The sequence below is a fragment of the Nocardiopsis sediminis genome, from assembly GCF_042650565.1.
Taxonomy (GTDB): Bacteria; Actinomycetota; Actinomycetes; order Streptosporangiales; family Streptosporangiaceae; genus Nocardiopsis_B; species Nocardiopsis_B sediminis.
In genome coordinates, this window is sequence record NZ_JBHSBH010000012.1 from 304,158 (window position 1) to 321,456 (window position 17,299).

Sequence of the window (17,299 nt, forward strand, 5' to 3'; positions counted from 1 at the left end):
TGCGGGATCAAATGGGGACGATCCCCGGATCCCCTGGTGAGGGCGGTGCGATCAGCATCATCACGACCGAGGCCGCGATCAGCATGAGGCAGATCCCCAGCAGGGTCCACACCAGGCCGCTGACCCCGTCGGCGGCGAGGTCGGCCCGCCCGCCCCTGGCGGCCACGATCTTGGCCGCGCAGTACAGCACCCCGAGCACGCCCACGACGGCGATGATGCCGCGCCCCCACGCGAGCAGCTGCTCGATGGGCGGGATGACCTCCGAGGGGAGCTGCGGATCGGGGTTCCAGACCACGGCGGCCCGGAGCCCCGCGGCCGCCTCGGCAGCCTGCGTGAAGGCGCTCATCACCGGCATCGATGCGTTCAGTACGTCCAATTCCCCCGCCTCGGCGCCGTCAGATGTCGGCCCCGGTGGCGCCGGGCAGCAGCAGCATGATCAGCGGTCCGGCGATCAGCATCAGCGAGATCCCCAGGACGGTCCAGACGAGGCCGCCCACACCCTCGGCCGCGAGGTCGGAGCGGCCGAACTTGCCGACCGCCATCTTGCCCGCGCAGAACAGGACGCCGACGATGCCGACGACCACGACCACGCCCCGCCCCCAGGAGAAGAGGGTATTGATGGAGTCGACCGCGCCATTGGGGATCTGGACGCCGTTGTCCCAGTCGTAATCGCTGTTGAGCGCCGTATTGAAAATCGTGACCATCGACAATTGGGCTTTGGTGAATCCGGCGAGTAGCAGGCTCATGGACATCCCCTCTTCATTCTGTTCGGTGGGTGCCGCGCGGTTCGCCGTCCGGCCGCGCGTCGCGGATCTCCGCCAAGGCGCGTTCGGCTTTCCTGGGGAGCCGGATTTTGTCCAGGTCCGCGGTATCGGCGTATCTGAGGGCCGCGATGAACGGGAAGCGGACGATCCGGCGCGCCCGGTCCTCGATGAGGCGCAGGCGGACGCTGGCCTCGCGCGGTTCGGGGCCCGATCCGTCGGCCACGACGGTCAGGCAGGCGACCGTCGCCCCGGCGTCGACGACCGCGGTCACGGCCTCGACCGCCCTGGCGACCGCGGGGGCGCTGTCGCGGGACACCAGGATGAGCGGGCGGCCGAACGTCTCGATGCGCTCCAGCCCCGGCGCGTGGCCGCCGAGTTCCCACGGAGTCCCCAGGAGCGCCGCGAGCGTGCTGGTCCCCGCGCCGCCGTGGCAGCCCAGCAGCACGGCGTCGGAGGCGGGGCGCTGCTCCGGCGCCCCGGTCGCACCATCGCGGATATCCGGGTCCCGGGTGAGGCGTCGGCCGAATGCCACGACCATGACGGTCACCTCCTCGGGTAGGCGCGTAGCGCCGTGAATGGGACAGAGTGTTAACGGCCGATTTCGGTAAGTGCCGAATCGGTGCTCCTGGGCAATGCGTATTAGAAGATAGACCTGGATGGGGTCGTTTCCGTCCGTTCCCGAGAGAGAAGAAGTGGCCGGATCCGGCCACTTTTGTTTGGTACCGAAATGGAACGGGACGGGGTTGTCCAGGGGTCGAATGCGATGCCCGAGCCGTCACCCCGGCGGGCACGGAATGCGACCGTCCACCCTTTTCGGTGCGACGTACGCCCTCGTCAGCCGCCCGCGCCCGTTGAGGAGACTTTCGGCCGGCGGCGGATGATCCGAGGAAAGGCGAGCGTGCACGATTTCAACGACACCCCGAAGAAGGCCGTCCTTCTCATCGCCGCCATCGCCATCGTCGCGCTGACCGTGGGTTTCGCCGTGGTACGGCTGTCGGACGACCGCGCCGGACCGGCGGCTTCGCCACCGGGGGAGGAGGGGGCGGGCGACACCGACGTCGCGGCGCTGCTCCCCCACTCGGAGGAGGAGCTCCAGGACGCCGTCGCGGTCGCGGACGACTTCGCAGCGGCCTACTTCGGCGGGTCCGGGGACAGCGCGGACGATCTCGCGGGCCTGGCCACCCCGGAGTACGCCGACCTGCTGGCCGCCGAGGGAGCCGTTCCGCCTGCGGAGGGGGCGCCGTCGCCCCAGGGCGGCGGCGCGGGGAGCGCCGCCGAGACGACCGGCATCCGCGACCTCGCGGAGGGCAGCGTCACCTGCATCGTGCGCGTCGGCACGGCCTCCGGCGACGGCGGTGAGCAGCCCCGCGAGTACGCGGTGGGGCTCACCCTGACCGGCGACGGGTGGCGGGTCAACGGGGTCCAGGACGCGGCACTCGGCGACCCGGGGGCCGCGTGAGAGGCCGCGGCGCCGGGCCCGGCCCGGCCCGCGCACCCGGCCCCGCGCCCGCGCGCGCATGGCGCGCCGCGTGGGCGCGCCTGCGCCGCGCCCGCCTCGGCGACCTGGGGCGCAACGCGCTCTCCTACAGCGTGGCCACGTCCCTGTTCATGGGGTCGACCCTGGTCGTGGTGAGCGGGGAGGAGGTCTTCGACTACCTCGGCCTCTCGGGAGGGGGCGGCGGCTCGGGCGGCTGCGCCACCTCGCTGGGCGGGTACACCGGGGGCGCGGACGCCGACTCGATCCCGGAGAACTTCCTGGAGTACGCCCGGGACGCCGGGGAGCGGTTCGACGTGCCGTGGGAGGTCGTCGCGGGGCTGTCCTGGCGGGAGACCAACCACGGCCGCATCCCCGACACCGCGGCCTACGGCGGCCTGGGCCGGCTCCCGACCGGGATCGTGTACGGAACCGCGAACCCCGCGGGGGCCGCGGGCCCGCTCCAGTTCGGCATCAAGCACCCCGAGACCGGCGCGACCGGCGGGCCGCTCGGCGACGCCAGCAACACGTGGGGCGGGGAGGCCGACCAGCCCGCGGGCGAGCGCACGGCCGCGCCCGGCGCCAACGGGCAGTGGTTCGGGATCGACGGAAACGACGACGGCCGGGTCAACGTCTGGGACCCCGCCGACGCCGTCCACTCCGCGGCGGGGTTCCTCCGCCACTGGATGGACCAGGGCCGCAGCCTCGAATGGGCGGTCGGCCGCTACCACGGTTCGGGTGTGGGCGGCGCCTACCAGGTGGCGGTCAGCGCGAAGGCCGCGCAGTACCGCAGCGGGGACTTCACCGTGGCGCCCCCCAACGGGGTGAAGGGCGACTGCGCCGACCCGGCGGTGAACGGCACCGCCGTCGACAAGGCCATCGAGTACGCCCGCGACCAGGTCGGCAAGCCCTACATCTGGGGCGGCAACGGCCCGGCGGGATACGACTGCTCGGGGCTGCTGTGGCGGGCCTACGAGGCGGCAGGCCTGCCGGCCGAGCACCTCGCCACCCGCTGGACCACGCGCACCCTGTTCGCCATGGACGCTGCCCAGGAGATCACCCTGGACCAGGCCCGGCCCGGCGACCTGATCCTCTCCGGCCGCGGCGGCGACGGCATGCCGTCGCACGTGTCCATGGTCACCGGGCGCCAGGGCGGCCGGCTCACGGTGGTCGAGGCCTACAGCTCCGATGTGCCCCGCGCCGACCAGATCCACGAGCACGAGTTCGATGCCGGCCGGTGGCCGCAGTCGGAGATCCGCAAGGTCATCCGGGTCTCCCACCTCTTCCCCGCCGATGCGGGATCCGGAACAGCAACGCAGCCCACGTAGCGGCCAACGGTCCCGGCGGCCGGGGCAACGGACGACCCCCATTCACACGAGAAGGAGGCAGCGACATGCGGGACCTGCTGGCGCCCGGCCGCGAACGGGTCGTGATCGCGGTCGTCGCGGTCGTGGTGGCGGTGTTCGCCGCGGTCGCCCTGGCGCGGCTGGCCGGCGGGCGGGAGGAGCCGCCCGCCGCCCCCGCCGGACCGGGCGCGACGTCGATGGCCGAGCTGCTGCCCGTCTCCGACGCGGAGTTCCAGGACGCGCTGGCGGTCGCGGCCGAGCACGGGCGGGCCATCGGGACGTTCGACCCGGCGGAGCCGGAGGACGCCTACGCCGACCGCATCGCCGAGACCGCGGACCCGCAGTACGCGGACGTGATCGCCGCCGAGGGTTCGGCCGCCCGGGAGGCGGCGGGCCGGCTGTCCGAGTGGGGCCGCCCGACAACGGGGGAGGCCCAGGCCGTCGAGGCCGTCGCGGTGGGCGCCGAGACGATCACCTTCGAGCTCGCTCTGCGCGCCGAGGACGCGGGAACGGGCGGGCGGGAGCCCCTGGAACTGGGGGCCTTCCACGTCTCGCTCTACCGGGCGGGCGGCGAGTGGCGCGTCGTCGGGGTCACCGACACCCGCGACATCGCATCCATGCAGGGAGAGGGGCGCATCTGACATGCGACGGTTCCGCTTCCCCCGCCTTTCCCGGCCCGGCGACGCCGGGCGCATGGGGCTGGGCGGAGGGATGGCGCTCTCCGCCGCGGCACTGTTCGCCCTGGTCACCGGGGTACAGGCGGCCGACACCTACGGCGCGGGGACCGGGGGCGGCGCCTCGGGAGCGCGCTCGGGCGACATCGCCTACCAGGCGAGCGACATCACGCCCGGCGGCGCAATGGTGCCCTGCGGGCCGGTCGGCCAGACCACCGAGCTGACCTGCAAGGCCTACGAGAGCATCGTCGCGAACTTCCCGGAGTTCGACCGCCCGGACTTCCGCGGCTGCTACCGGGCGGGCCCGCCCGACCACGGCACCGGGCAGGCGTGCGACCTCATGACCAACGTCAAGGGAACCCGGGGCACCGAGGCCGAGAACGCCGTCGGCGACGAGCTCGCCCGCTGGCTGATGACGCACCACGAGCAGATGGGCGTCAAGTACGTCATCTGGCGGCAGCGGATCTGGAACCCGACGGCCGGCGACGCTCCGTGCCCCGACGAGTCCACCGTCGGGTCGGCGCCGCCGACGTGCTGGCGGGCGATGGGCGACCGCGGCAGCAACACCCAGAACCACTACGACCACGTGCACGTCTCGTTCCGCTACTGAGGCGGGATGGACGCCCGGCCCCGCACCGAAGAAGGGGGCGGGGGCGGGGCATGGGAGACGACCGACGACTACGGGGAAGTGACAGGGAGGACCAGGAATGCCCTTACCACTCATCGGCATCGGGATCGGCATCGCCGCAAGGTTCGCCGTCTCGGCGGGGGCCAGGCTGCTCGTCAGGGAAGGCGCGAAGCAGGCCGGGAAGCAGGTCGGCAAGGAGCTGCTCAAGAAGGGCGCCAAGGAGGTGGGGGAGGAGGCCGCGAGCACCGCTGCCGAGCGGTTCGCCGGCGGCGCCTTCGACATGCTGGCCGGTGGCGGCGACACGAAGGGGCTCGCCGGTCCGTCGAAGGGGAGCGGCGGCCTGCTGGGCGGTCTGGGCGGGCTGACCGGCGGCTTGGGCGGGCTCCTCGGGCTCGACGCCGTCGCCGGGCTGTTCACCGCGGCGATCAAGGCCCTCGCGTCGGCCGCCGGGAAGAAGGGGGGCCGCGGCGGGAGCGACAACGGGGAGGTCACCCAGGCGGCGTTCCGGCCGATCGCCCCGGCCACCAGCGGCGACGACAAGAACCCTGCGGCGCGCAGGGACGGCGTCCTGACGGCGTGACCCCGCGGATCCGAACCCGGCGGGGCCGACACCGGCCTGCGACCAGCATGTGAAAGGAGTACACCGTGGCCACAGCGGCACAGTCAGCGAGGTCCATCCTCGAAGAGTTCGACCTGCCCAGCCGGCGCGAGGGCCGGGAGCGCGACGCCTACGCCGACGCCTTCCAGGGCATCGGCGGGGGCAAAGGGGAGATCGAGCCGGCCAACGGCGAGATCGTCCAGGTCAAGGGCAAGGGCGGGCTGGGAGGAGGCAAGCCCCGCAAGGACGCGCCCGACGTCCCGGACGGCAACGGCCGCAACCGCAAGGACGGGAACGGCAACGACCGCCGCCGGGAGTTCGATCTGGACCTCGACAACGGGCAGCAGGACTCCCAGGGTCAGGGACAGTCCGGCTCCAACGGCCTGGCCCTCGCCTGGGACAGCCCCCTCAAGCTCGTGGACGGCCTGGTCAGCGCGTCGTCGCCCGACGGCGGGAGCGCACCCGAACGCCCGGCCTACGGGATGACGATCGGTCACAAGTCGCGCAGAGTGGCCCGCACCTGACCTGGGTGCCGGTGCCCGGGGCCCCCGCCGTGGAGAGGCGGGTGCCCCGGGCCCGCTCCGCCCGTTCGGCTACGCCTCGGCGAACCGGCTGGTGCAGATGTTCTGCGACGAGGCCACCTCGTCCACGCTGAGGACGGCCACGACGGTGAAGCAGTAGTCGAACGCCGGGTTGAGCCCGGTGATCTCGACCTGAGTGCCCAGCGCCTCGGCCTCGGCCATGGTCGCGGGGGTGGTTCCGACCGGGCCGCCCACGATGTGGAACGACGCCCGGCCTTGCGTATTGTCGGTCCACGAGAGGGTCACCGTGTCCAGGGTGTCCGCCTGGATCCGCACGCCTGTGGGCGCCCACCGCGGGTTCTCCGCCGCAGCGGGCGGCACCCCGGAGGAGGGCGACGGCCCCTCGGCGGTCGTCTCGGCGACGGGAGGCTCGCCGGCCCGCGGCGCACTCCACCAGGCCACCGCCAGCGCAACGGCCCCGAGAACGGCGATGACCAGGCTCGCGGCCAGGACAGCGGTCAACACCACCCGCCCGAGCCCGCTGCCGGCGGAGTCGCCGACCGCGGTGGAGGCGCCCTCGGCAGAGGGCGAGGCCGCGGCGGCAGAGAGCGAGTCAGCGGCGGCACCCACGCTCGCCACCTGCGGGGAGAGCCCGGCATCCGCTCCGGCCACCCGAGGGGACACCTCGCGGGGTCCGGCCTCCGCGGTACCGGTCGCCTCGCCTAGGTCGTCGTCGGTAGGCGTCGCATCGGCCGCGCGGTCGTCGCCTCCGCCATGAGCCGCCGAAGTGCGCCCGGTGTCCGGGCGGCTCGGTGCCGCCGTATCGGCGCGCGGGCCGCCCGGGTCGGACAGCGAGCCGAAGGCCCCGGCCGGCGCAGGTCCGTCGCCGCTGGAGAGCGCCGGCGAGAGAGCCGTACCCGGACCCTGCGGAGCGGCGGTCCCGATCCCGGCGGCCGCCGCGTCGACTGTGCGTTCCGCCCCCGCGCGATCGGTCGTGGGGGCGGCGAGCTGCCGATCGACCGGGGCGCCATCGGCGCCCGCCTCCCTCCCGTCCACCCGTGCGTCGCGAGAGCTTGCCGGGCCATGGTCGGCTTCGGGGGAGGCCGATGCAGGGGCCGGTGGGGTGGGCAGCGTTGCTTCTGCTCGGTCGTCGTCGAGTCCGTGGTCCATGCCCATGCCGCCAGAAGGGGCGGCCGGGCCGGTGACGCTCAGCGGGGGGGCGTCCTGCACAGGGGCGGGCGCATCCGCCGCATGGGCGCCGTCGTTCGTCGGGGAGGCCGTCGCCGGGGCGGCCGGGTCCGGAGCGGGCCACGGCGCGGCCGGGGGCTCGTGGCCGGGACGAGGGCCGAGCGGTGCTTCGCTGGGGAGCGGGTCCTCGTGTTGCGTGGTGGGGTCGCTGACGGCGGCGCCCTCGTCGGCAACGGGGTCAGGCCCGACGCGAGGCCAGGCGGTCGGTTCCGCGGAGCCGGAGAACGCCGAGGCAGTCCCCCCGATCACCGTCGTGTCGGCGACTCCCTCGCTCGCGCCGTCCACGCCCTCCACGAGGAAGTCCGCGGGTACGTCCACGGGACTGGGAGCCGAGGGCATTGCGCCCGCTTCCGCGGCCACGGAAGCGTCGGCGTCCGCGTAGGCGGATGCTGCGGCGGATCCCTCTCCCGAATCGGGCGTCGACGCATCGCTGTCGTAGGTCGCCTCCGCGATGGGCGGCTCTTCGGCCATGGGCGCGGCGACCGGCTCGTCGGCGCCTTCCGGGGCGACGGGCGCCGGGGACGTCCACTCGGCCATCGGGGCGCCGGTGGCCTCGGCGGTCGCGCCGTCTTCCCTGCCGGGATCTTCGCGTGCATCCCCGTGGAGGCGCCTGTCAAGGATGGCGTCCGCACTTGGCGTGGCCCCGATGAACCCGCCAGTTTCGGTCGCCTCCGGGCGACCCGTTCCGTCGGCGGCGTCCAGGTCTGCGAGTGCCCGGGCGAAGGAGCCCGCGTCGGCCGGGCGGTTCCGGGGGTTCCGGTCCATGGCCCGGCGCAGGAGCCGGTCCAGCGCGTGCGGCATCGCTGGGCCGGTGGCCTCGGTGGTGGCGCCGTCCGCGGCGCCGGTTGTGAATGCGGCGACGGTCCCGGCCTGGTCGAGGTCGCCACCCTTGCCCGCCGCGTCGCCGGTGGCGACCGCACCTGGGCCGCCGTTGCCGGGCGCGTGCCCGGTGAGCAGTGTCCACATCGTGGACGCCAGCCGGTAGACGTCCGACCGCGGTGTCGCCAGGCCGTTGTCGAACGCCTCCGGTGGGAGGTGTGCGGTGGCCGCCTCGTCGAGGACGAGCGGGGGGAACGGCTTTCCCGAGCGCAGGGCGGGGACGCGGGGCGGCGCGAGTTCGGCGGCGCCGCCGCGGAACAGCAGCGTCCCCGGAGCGATGCCGTTGTGCACCAGCCCCGCTTCGTGCAGCGGCTCCAGTTCGACCGCGACCGCCAGGCCGGCCGCCACGACGCGCTCAGCCGGAAGCGCCCCATGGCTCTCCAGCAGCGCACCGAGGGAATCAGGCCGCTCATCCCGGATGACGAGGTGGGGAACCGGAGCCTCAGAGGCGCCGCGCGGCATGCGGACCAGCACCGATCCGCCCGTCGCCTCCGCCCGCGCCCGGTAGAGGTCCATGCCCGCAGTCCGCCGCAGCAGCTCCGTGATGCGGTATCCGGGGACGTCGGGCGTGTCCCGACCGGCTGTCATCGTCTCCCCCCTTCAGAGGTCCCGCCCACTGGTCACGCTCGCCTTCTCACTCTGCTGCTTCAACGGCCCCGCGGACGGGGCCTTCGGCTAGAGGCGGCGCCGCCTCCGCTCGCTCGTCGGCTCGCCGTTCCGCAGCGGCCGCGGGTCCAGCCACCACGTCCAGCGCCGGATCCTGCCCTGGCCTGCTCGAAGGTCGCGAACGAAGGCGCGGACCTCCTCCGCCGCTTTGACGGCGGCCTCGTCGGTGACGTTCCCCGCCGCGCCGAACGCCACGGCGTTGACGGAACGGTGCAGGTAGCGCAGCCGCCGGGCGCCCCCACCGGTCGGGTCCGCCTGCGCCGCCGACTTGACCACGTCGGTTACGGTGGCACCGTTGCCCGGGCCCGTTCCCGCCAGCGCGAGTGCCTCGCGGAGCTCCTGCCAGGCGCCGAGCACGGAGTCGGGAGCGGGCCGCCCCGGAGCCAGCCGGCGCCGGGATCGGCCCAGGCGCAGGGCGGCGACGATCACCACCGCCAGCACGACCAGGGCCGCCGCGACACCCGCCACCAGCGCAGGCGCGACCGCCCCGCTGTCATCGGGCCGGACGGGGGAGGCGATGTCGTGCGGTGCGCTCTCGGGCTCCTCGGAGACGGGGCCCGGCCCGTCCTCCGTCCCCGCGGGCGCGGAAGGCTCGCCCGGGTCGCCGCCCCCCTCGCGTCCCCCGGGCGTGACGTCGAACGGCACCCAGCCCACGCCGTCGAAGTAGACCTCGCCCCAGGCGATGGCGTCGCCGGTGGCCACGGTGAACTCGCCGTCTGCGCTCTGCGTCCCGGAGTCGAAGCCGACGGCGACGCGGCTCGGCAGCCCGGCCGCGCGCGCGAGGACCGCGAACGCGCTGGCGAACTGCTCGGAGGTCCCGCCACCGCCCTGCTGACCCGGTTCGACCAGCAGGCGTCCGAGGTCGGCGAGCCCGTGCCCGCCGGGTGCCTCCGGATCGAAGGTGTAGCCGGTGCGCAGGTACCGTGCCAGGCTCACCGCGTGCTCGTAGGGGGTCCCCGAGGCGGTCGCCCCATCGACGACGGCGTCCATCTGGGGCGAAAGCTCGCCGGGCAGGTACCGGTAGCGGTCGAAGCCCGGGTCCGAGGGCGGCCGCAGGTCCGCCAGCTCCTCCGGACGCCAGTGCGCGACGTCGCCGCTGACCTCGTAGCTCAACCCCGTTATCTCCCCGTCGAGGGCGATGGCGGTCCCCGACGCCGGGTCGTAGCCCGCGCCGGGCAGGCCGAGGGACCGGGGCGAGCCCACCACGGGCAGCCACGGTCCCGGGAGCGCGTCGATGTCGACCGTCGCCGTCTGCCTGCTCGCGTTCGGCGGGGCGGGATCGGGGTCCGGCAGCAGGCGGCCCGTTGTGCTGTAGGCGGCCTCGGGCTGCCAGGTCGTGCCGGTGAAGTCGGCGAGCGCGACCCAGCGCAGCCGCACGACCCGGTTGCTGCGCACCGTCAGCAGGCGGGTATCGGGGTTGGCCGCCCAGACGGACAGGTACCCGAGCGGGCTGCGTGCGTCGAGGGGCGCGACGGCGGGAACGGCGCCGCTCTGGGGGTCGTAGGGGTCGGCCCGCCACGCGGAGAGGACCGGCGGCGCCGCGGTGGCGACGAGCGCCGCTGCGGCGCCGCAGGCGGCGAGGCGGACGGCCCATCCCCGCCCGCTCACGGTCTCGCGGGAGCGCGTATCCGGTGCGACCCGCACGCCGCTGGTCTCGACGGCGGCGGTGGGGCCGGCGGCCGACGACACCGCCAGCAGGAGTGCATCGGAGCACAGCAGGACCGCCGCGGCCGCGACGCCCGACGGTGGGGCCCCATTCACGGCGGCGGCTCCTGTCAGCAGCACCAGGCCGGGGAGCAGCGCCGCGTGGATACGGCCGGACGCGCAGGCCAGGGCTCCGGCGGCGCCGCCGAGCCAGGTCGCCAGCGCCGGGAAGGCCAGGGTGTCGACCATGACCGGGATCGGTGGCGGGCTGCTCAGGATCCGGCCCCCGGACAGCGGGATGGCCCGGAGCGCGTCGGCGATGGGGCCGCCGGCGGAGCCCGGCGCCCACGCCGCGAGGGCGACCATCCCCAGCAGCGCCATCGGCGTCCCGGCCAGGAGCGCGGCGAAGGAGGAGACGCGCGAGCGCAGCAGCAGGGTCAGCGCCACGCTCGCCGCCGCGGCGAGGAACAACACCGTTCCGGCCCCGAGCGGGGAGGCGTAGGCCGACGCCATGGCGACCCCGCCCGCAGCGACCGACCCGGCGAGCGCCGCACCGGCGACGAGCGGCTCCATGCGGCGGACGGCTGGAGCGGGCAGGGTGGGCGGCGAGGCGGCAGGCCCGGACCTCCGAAGGGTCAGCGTCTCCATGGCGCCTCGTCCCGTGTGCGGGCGATGGGCGCGGCGGCATCCGCGCGCACCGGTCGGTTCGTCGCGGTGGATCCCGTGAGCGTGGCGTGGGCGGTGAAGGTTTCCATGGCGCGGGCGGACCGGGGTTCAGGGCTCCTGAGGGTCAGTGTGTCCATGGGGCCTCGTCCCACGTGTGGGTGAACTCCGCTGCGGTTGGAGCCGACACCACGGTCACTCCGGGCCGGGGTTCGGGGTGAGGGTGGGGGCCCACCAGGGCGGCCACGAGGTGTGTGCCGTGGCCGCCCAGGGCCGCGAACCTCTGGAGTTCGCCGCTGGTGAGTGTGGGGCCGACGAGGACGGTCGCGCCGCCGGCGGGTCCGTGGGGCAGGGAGTGCAGGGCGGCGTCCAGGTTCGCGCCGGAGGTGGGGGAGGCGGCCGCCAGCAGGTCGAGCAGGGCGGGCAGCCCCGACCGGTCGTCGGCGTGGGCGCCGCTCACGAGTGCGAGGGAGCACGGCACACCGGTGTGTACTGCGGTCGCCAGGATGCAGGCCGCGGCCTCGGCCGCCGCGTCGAGCCTTTCGGCGGCGTCGGTGACATCGGCGGTGTTGGCGGCACCGGCGGAAATGTGAGCCTCAGCGGCACCGACGGCCTCAGCGGCATCCGATGTGCCGGCGGCCTCGGCCGCCTCGGCGGCATCGGGCCCGTTGTGGTCGTCCCGGTCGTCGAGGAGGACGGTGATCCGTGACTCGGCCGTGTCGGCGTACTCGCGCACCAGGAGCCGGTCGTGCCGGGCCGTGCTGCGCCAGTGGATGTGCCGGAGGTCGTCTCCGGGGACGTAGCCGCGCAGCGACCGGAAGGTGAGGGTTCCGGTGCGCCCGTTGTCCAGGGCCGCGTCGGGCGCCGCCGCGTGCCGGGCGGGCAGTGCGCGCAGGAGCCGCCAGCGTGGGTGGACGGTGAGGCGGGTGACCGCCCCCTTCGGCCCTCCCGCCGACGCCAGCCCGAAGGGGTCGGTGCGCTCGACCCGGAGGGGGCCCAGCTCGACCACGCCCCGCCGGGACGCTTCGACGCGGTAGGCGGCGTGTACCCGTCCGGCGGCCGCGGGCGCCCCCGCTGAAGGGGTCAGGCCGAGCCACCGCTCGTCGCCGCCCGCGTGCACGCGCTCCCGCAGCAGGAGCGCCCCGCGGCCGGCGCCCTCCACGGTCACCCGCACCGCGACCTCGGTCCCGGCGCCGGTACGTGCCACGGGCAGCGAACGCCGCACCGATGCGTCCGCAGCGGGGCGGCCGATACGGACGGCCGCCGTGGCGGCCGCGACGGCGGCCAGCGCGACCGCGCCCACGAGCGCGATCTCGCGGTAGCCCAGGAGGACCCCGGCGACGAGCAGCGGCAGCCCCGCCGCGGCCACCAGCAGGCCCCGTTTCGTCGGCATCACCACCCCCAGGCGGTGGTGGCCGCCCGGGGCGGCGCGGCGCGCATCAGCGGCTCACCGCCTGCTCCGGCTGCGGGGCGGGCGCCGCGGCGGCCACCTCGGCGAGGATCCCGGCCTCCGAACGCCCGCTCACCAGGGAGTCGGGGGTCAGGACGAGGCGGTGCGCCCACACCGGGGCCACCAGGGCGTCGACGTCCTCGGGGATGACGAACGCGCGCCCCCGGGAGAGCGCGTACGCGCGCGCGGCGTGGGCGAGCGCCGCTGTCGCGCGCGGGGATACGCCGAGCCGCAGGTGGGGGTGGTTCCGCGTGGCGCGCGCCAGGGTGAGGATGTAGCCGTAGAGGGAGTCGGCGACGTGGACGCGCCGCACGGCGTCGCGGACGGCCGCCAGCGCAGCGGCGTCGGCCACGGGCGCCAGGCTCTCGGGCGCGGGCAGGGAGGTCCCCCGCATGATCGCCATCTCGGCCGCTTCGTCGGGGTAGCCGAGTGAGAGCCGGAGCAGGAAGCGGTCGAGCTGCGCCTCGGGCAGCCGGAAGGTCCCGCTCGACTCCACCGGGTTCTGGGTGGCGACGATGAGGAAGGGGTCGGGCACGCTGTAGCGCACGCCGTCGACCGTGACGAGCCGCTCCTCCATCACCTCCAGCAGGGCGGACTGGGTCTTGGGCGCCGCGCGGTTGATCTCGTCGGCGACGACGACGTTGGCGAAGATCGGGCCCGGATGGAACTCGAACTCGCGGCTGGCCTGGTTGAAGACGTTCACCCCGGTGAGGTCGGACGGCAGCAGGTCGGGGGTGAACTGCACGCGGCGGTGGTCGCCGCCGACGCTCGCGGCGAGGGACCGGGCGAGCCGGGTCTTGCCCACGCCCGGGACGTCCTCGACCAGGATGTGGCCCTCGCTCACCAGCGCCACCACCGCCAGGTGCACGGTGCCTGCCGCGCCGGCGACCGCGGAGCCGATGGCGGCGGTGAGGCGGCCGATGAGTGCGCCGTGGTCCGCCGCCTCGGTGGTCGACAGGGTGGGCCCCGCCGCGCCCCTGGAATCGGCGCCGGCGTCGATGGTCGTCACTGGTGATCCCCTTCCGGCCGTGCGCTGTGGCGCACGGGCCGCTCGGCGCCGTCCTCGCAGACGATCCCGGTCCGGTCGCCGGTGAGGCCGGTGCGGCCCGCGGCGTCGGAGGCCTGGACGGTGAAGGAATGGCACCGGCCGCCTCCGCCCTGGAAGACGGCGGTCTGGAACTCTTCGCGGTCGATGGTCACGGGTTCGCCGTGCGGCACGGTCACCTGCTGGAGCCCCGACCCCGCCGGGGACACCAGGTAGTTCGCCGCCCCCGCCACCGGCCGCCAGTACACGGCGATGGTGCCGTCGTCGCGGACCTCGGCCCACGCCCGGTCCGGGGCGTCGAGGTAGGGCAGGGTCACGGCCGGGGCCGCGGCCGCCGTGCTCTGGGCGCCGCCCTCGGTCCGGGCGGCGACGGCGAGCGTGTAGGTCCCGCCCGGTTCGAGCCCGCTCACGGTGATCGAGGTCGCCGAGGTCGCGCGGTAGACCGTGATCCGGCTCCCGCCGGTCGCCGTGTCCGGGACCGCGCCCGTCACGGCGTAGTCGTGGGCGCCGGGCGCGGCGCTCCACGACAGCAGCGCCGACCCGGCGCCGGTGACCGCGACGTCGACGTCCTCCGGGGTCGGCGGCGCCTGCTCGCCGGCCACGACCGCTTCGGAGACGGCCGCGGCACCGTAGCCGTGGGCGTTGGCGGCCTGGACGCGGAAGCTGACGGCGACGCCCTCGGGCAGGCCGTCGATGACCGTGCCGGTGCTGTCGCCGGACACCGTGGTGCTCCCGCCCTCCCAGCTCACCGCGTAGCCGGTGATGGGCGAGGCGGAGTACGCGGGCTGCCACGCGACCGCCACCCGGTCGCCCTCCACGGACGCGGTGACCGGGAGCGGGGCGCCGGGCACCGGGCCGAGGCCCGCCGTGCCACTGGAGCCGGCCGGGGTGCCCGTGCCGGCGGAGCCCGTCCCGGGCACGGGGAGGGGGAGGTCGCCGGGGCCGGTTCCGGGCGGCGGGCCGGAGGGCTCGGGCAGCGCGGGCTCCACGGGGCCCTCGGGCTCGGTTCCGGGGTCCAGATCGGGCGGGATCGCGGGGCGCCCGGGCTCCTCCTCGGGCTCGTCCGCCGCGCCGTCCTGCGGACCCGCCGGCGGGCTTGCGCCGTCGCCGGGTTCCGCCTGCGGCCCCTGCCCCTCGGGCTGCCCGTTCTCGGGCGCACCCGACGGCGGACCGCCGGGTCCCGGGGGCGGCGCGTACTTGTCGATCTCGACGGCCTCCCCGGAGGGGCCGATGACGAGGGCGGCGCCCGACCCGGGGGAGTTGACGAACAGGTGGCCCTCGCGCGCCTCCAGGCCGATGGGGCCCTCGCCGCCGGGGACCTCCAGCGGGTCGGTCTCGGCGCCGTCGGCGCCGAACACGCGGACCCGGTCGTCGCCGCCCGGCAGGTAGACGCGGCCCTCGTAGGGGACCGCGATGCCGGAGCCGATCCCCTCGGCCGGCAGCGCCGCGACCCCGTCGCCGTCATGGGGGCCGGGGAGGGTGAGGACCGTATCGGCACCGGGCACCGTCACGGCGACCAGCCCGCCGGGCATCGTCGGCGGGACCACGGCATCGGACAGGTCGACCGGGGAGGCGACCTCGGCCGTCCGGCCGCCGCGCACCTCGGTGATGGTGTCGTCGGACCGGTTCACCACCAAGGGGCCCTGGTCGCGCACCGTGAGCACGACGTCGTCGGCGGGGTCGGCGACGCCGATCGAGGTGTCGGCGCGAGCGGCGCCATCGGCCGTCCGGATGCCGGTGACGGTCCCCTGGCCGGGGGCGCCGACCCAGAACGTGCCCTGCGCGTCGAAGCCGCCGCCGACCAGCGGCGCGGGCAGCTTCAGCGCCTCTCCCGTCGCGGTGAAGGTCGCGGGGTCGATCGCCCGCACCTCCCCCTCGCGCCGGTCGACGATGATGCCGCGGTCGCCGTCGAGGAAGACGCCGTGGTCGTCGTCCGGGGCGAGGTCGAGCCGCCCGGAGAACGCCATGTCGCTCAGGTCGATCGACGTCATGCGCCCGGTGTCGAGGTCGTGCAGGATGAGGTGGTCGTCGGTCTGGGTGATCTCGACGCTGTTGCCCGCCGATTCCGGGACCTCGGTGGTCAGGTCCACCCGGCCGTCGTCGGCGTCGATCCGCGACAGCTCGCCCACCGGGCTGCTCCACAGCCACACCTGGCCGTCGGAGAGCCGCACCGCGCCGCCGAGTGCGCCCGCCCCGAAGAGCGTGCACGCGAGTGCGAGGGAAAGGGTCGCGATCGTGGTCGTGGAGGCGGTTCTGCGAATTGCAGCGAGCGCCGAGGCGATACGACCGCGCATTGTTCCCCCTCCATGACTCGGCAGCATGCGCCACGGCATGACGACGGTTCGGTGCGGCCGGGTTCGCGCGTGCGCGGCCGAAGGACAGGGAGAGCGATTCCGCGGATGCGGCGCACCGTGTCTGCGGGGAACCCTTGGGGGAGGCGTGTCCTGGGGCCCGGCCGACGGATATCAGATCTTCTCACGGCATTGTGCGGACGGGCACGCCGGTCGGCGGCGGGCCGCATGTGGCCAACGGCGGCCCCCGGCCTTTTCCTGCGAATGTGACGAAGAGTGCCGCCGGAAATACGGTCGCCATTCTTCCGTTCACGTTTCGCCGGTCGCCCGGGGCCCATTTCGCGCGTCCGGGACGCGGGAGGGCGCGTCCGGGGGACGTCGACGAGGGCCCCAAGACGGCTCCCTTCAGGTCCCCGGGTCTTGGCCCGCAGCGGGGTGGTGCCCGCACCACGGCCGAAGCACATCCGCGGACCCTGGCGGCCGCTCCACCCGCCTCCGTACCGTCGTGGCCATGGAGAACGCGCCGACGCCCCGCCCTCACTCTCCGGGCCCGCGCGCCTTCCGCGCCCTCTGCTTCGCCGCCGTCCTGGCGACAGCGGGTGTACTGGCGTCCGCGTTCGTCACCGCCGCCGAGTCCGTCTGCGCCGACCGCGTTGTGCCGCCGCTATCAGCGGCGGCACCACTGGACGGGGCCGTGACGGGGAGGTCCGGCGGTTCCCCGGTGGAGGAGCAGATCAGGACCCCTCCGTGGCCGCCCCGGTGGGGCGGCGGTGGGTGAGGGCCCGCACGCAGGCCGTGCCCGCCATGGTGGCGAGGAGCATCGGAACGGCCCCCTCGACCACCGCGTAGGAGAGCATCCAGGCAGCGGTGCTGTCGAGCGCCGACGGCAGGGTGGCGGCGGCATCGCTCACCATCAGCGGCCAGAGGAAGGCCACGTAGAACGGCACGGCGACCAGCGCCGACCGTCCGGGTGAGGGGACACCGAGCAGCCGCAGCCCGGCCCAGGCCAGCAGCGAGCCGACGACCGGCTGCGCGGCCAGCGCCAGCATGCCCAGCCCGATGTTCGCGCCGACCACGCCAGGCGCGGGGGGCGTCAGCCACACGCCGGCCTGCACGGCCAGAAGGGCGAACAGGCCCGCGGCGCCGCCGGCGACCGCGGCGCGCATCAGCAGGCGGACGAAAGAGGGAGAGGAGGGGGATCCGTCGCGATTCGTCATGCCTCGATCCTCGCCCCGCCGCCGTCCGCGTGCCTGAGCACGCGTACTCATTTCCGCCCGCGAACGTCCGCCGGGCCGCCGCGGCGCCCCGGAGCGACACCACGCGGCGAAAACAGCACCATCCGGCAGCGATGGCTTAGAGTCAGGACAAAGCCACGGAGGGTGTGAAGTGGGTTTCAGGGGGAGGGCTT

Annotated in this window: 15 protein-coding genes; 6 read left to right on the top strand and 9 right to left on the bottom strand. The window is 75.1% G+C overall.

What is annotated here, in order from left to right:
- Nucleotides 1-7: 7 nt before the first annotated feature.
- The 3 genes from ACFOVU_RS19460 to ACFOVU_RS19470 are packed head-to-tail and all read right to left on the bottom strand — an operon-like array spanning nucleotide 8 to nucleotide 1,302.
- Entirely contained in the window at nucleotides 8-346 is a 339-nt protein-coding gene (locus tag ACFOVU_RS19460) for a hypothetical protein (protein ID WP_378535654.1), read from the bottom strand.
- Between the two features lie 49 nt (nucleotides 347-395).
- Nucleotides 396-746 carry a hypothetical protein gene (locus ACFOVU_RS19465; RefSeq protein WP_378535656.1) on the bottom strand — a complete coding sequence of 117 codons (351 nt, stop codon included), beginning with the start codon at nucleotides 744-746 and terminating at the stop codon, nucleotides 396-398.
- Nucleotides 747-759: 13 nt separating this feature from the next.
- Nucleotides 760-1,302: a hypothetical protein gene (locus tag ACFOVU_RS19470; RefSeq protein WP_378535663.1), complete on the bottom strand. Its 543-nt coding sequence runs from the start codon at nucleotides 1,300-1,302 to the stop codon at nucleotides 760-762.
- A 360-nt stretch (nucleotides 1,303-1,662) separates the two neighbouring features.
- On the opposite strand from ACFOVU_RS19470, the gene ACFOVU_RS19475 reads away from it, so the two are divergent.
- From ACFOVU_RS19475 to ACFOVU_RS19500, 6 genes are all read left to right on the top strand, one after another.
- Nucleotides 1,663-2,223, top strand: a complete 561-nt coding sequence (locus ACFOVU_RS19475; protein ID WP_378535665.1) for a hypothetical protein — start codon at nucleotides 1,663-1,665, stop codon at nucleotides 2,221-2,223.
- Nucleotides 2,220-3,566, top strand: coding sequence for a C40 family peptidase (locus ACFOVU_RS19480; protein WP_378535667.1), 1,347 nt, complete (start codon nucleotides 2,220-2,222; stop codon nucleotides 3,564-3,566). Before ACFOVU_RS19475 ends, ACFOVU_RS19480 begins: the two co-directional genes overlap by 4 nt.
- Nucleotides 3,567-3,631: 65 nt before the next feature.
- Entirely contained in the window at nucleotides 3,632-4,225 is a 594-nt protein-coding gene (locus tag ACFOVU_RS19485; RefSeq protein ID WP_378535669.1) for a hypothetical protein, read from the top strand.
- A gap of 1 nt (nucleotide 4,226) precedes the next feature.
- Nucleotides 4,227-4,868 carry a hypothetical protein gene (locus ACFOVU_RS19490; protein WP_378535670.1) on the top strand — a complete coding sequence of 214 codons (642 nt, stop codon included), beginning with the start codon at nucleotides 4,227-4,229 and terminating at the stop codon, nucleotides 4,866-4,868.
- Nucleotides 4,869-4,965: 97 nt separating this feature from the next.
- Nucleotides 4,966-5,466 (top strand): hypothetical protein, encoded by a 501-nt coding sequence (locus tag ACFOVU_RS19495; protein ID WP_378535672.1) that lies wholly within the window; start codon nucleotides 4,966-4,968, stop codon nucleotides 5,464-5,466.
- Between the two features lie 65 nt (nucleotides 5,467-5,531).
- On the top strand, nucleotides 5,532-6,008 hold the full coding sequence (locus ACFOVU_RS19500; protein ID WP_378535674.1) for a hypothetical protein: 477 nt from the start codon (nucleotides 5,532-5,534) through the stop codon (nucleotides 6,006-6,008).
- Between the two features lie 69 nt (nucleotides 6,009-6,077).
- Here the strand turns inward: ACFOVU_RS19500 and ACFOVU_RS19505 are convergent, their stop codons facing one another.
- The 6 genes from ACFOVU_RS19505 to ACFOVU_RS19530 all read right to left on the bottom strand — a co-directional run bounded on the left by ACFOVU_RS19505 (nucleotide 6,078) and on the right by ACFOVU_RS19530 (nucleotide 17,108).
- A complete protein-coding gene (locus ACFOVU_RS19505) occupies nucleotides 6,078-8,720 on the bottom strand; it encodes a hypothetical protein (RefSeq protein ID WP_378535676.1) in 2,643 nt (880 codons plus the stop codon).
- Nucleotides 8,721-8,807: 87 nt separating this feature from the next.
- Nucleotides 8,808-11,090 (bottom strand): DUF3488 and transglutaminase-like domain-containing protein, encoded by a 2,283-nt coding sequence (locus ACFOVU_RS19510; RefSeq protein WP_378535678.1) that lies wholly within the window; start codon nucleotides 11,088-11,090, stop codon nucleotides 8,808-8,810.
- 142 nt (nucleotides 11,091-11,232) lie between these two features.
- Complete coding sequence (locus ACFOVU_RS19515) at nucleotides 11,233-12,498, bottom strand: DUF58 domain-containing protein (protein WP_378535680.1); 1,266 nt, start codon at nucleotides 12,496-12,498, stop codon at nucleotides 11,233-11,235.
- A 46-nt stretch (nucleotides 12,499-12,544) separates the two neighbouring features.
- Nucleotides 12,545-13,564 (bottom strand): AAA family ATPase, encoded by a 1,020-nt coding sequence (locus tag ACFOVU_RS19520; protein ID WP_378535682.1) that lies wholly within the window; start codon nucleotides 13,562-13,564, stop codon nucleotides 12,545-12,547.
- The gene (locus tag ACFOVU_RS19525; protein ID WP_378535683.1) at nucleotides 13,561-15,894 is read right to left on the bottom strand and encodes a fibronectin type III domain-containing protein; all 2,334 of its coding nucleotides are present in this window, start codon (nucleotides 15,892-15,894) and stop codon (nucleotides 13,561-13,563) included. Before ACFOVU_RS19525 ends, ACFOVU_RS19520 begins: the two co-directional genes overlap by 4 nt.
- A gap of 731 nt (nucleotides 15,895-16,625) precedes the next feature.
- Complete coding sequence (locus ACFOVU_RS19530; RefSeq protein ID WP_378535685.1) at nucleotides 16,626-17,108, bottom strand: hypothetical protein; 483 nt, start codon at nucleotides 17,106-17,108, stop codon at nucleotides 16,626-16,628.
- Nucleotides 17,109-17,299 lie beyond the last annotated feature (191 nt).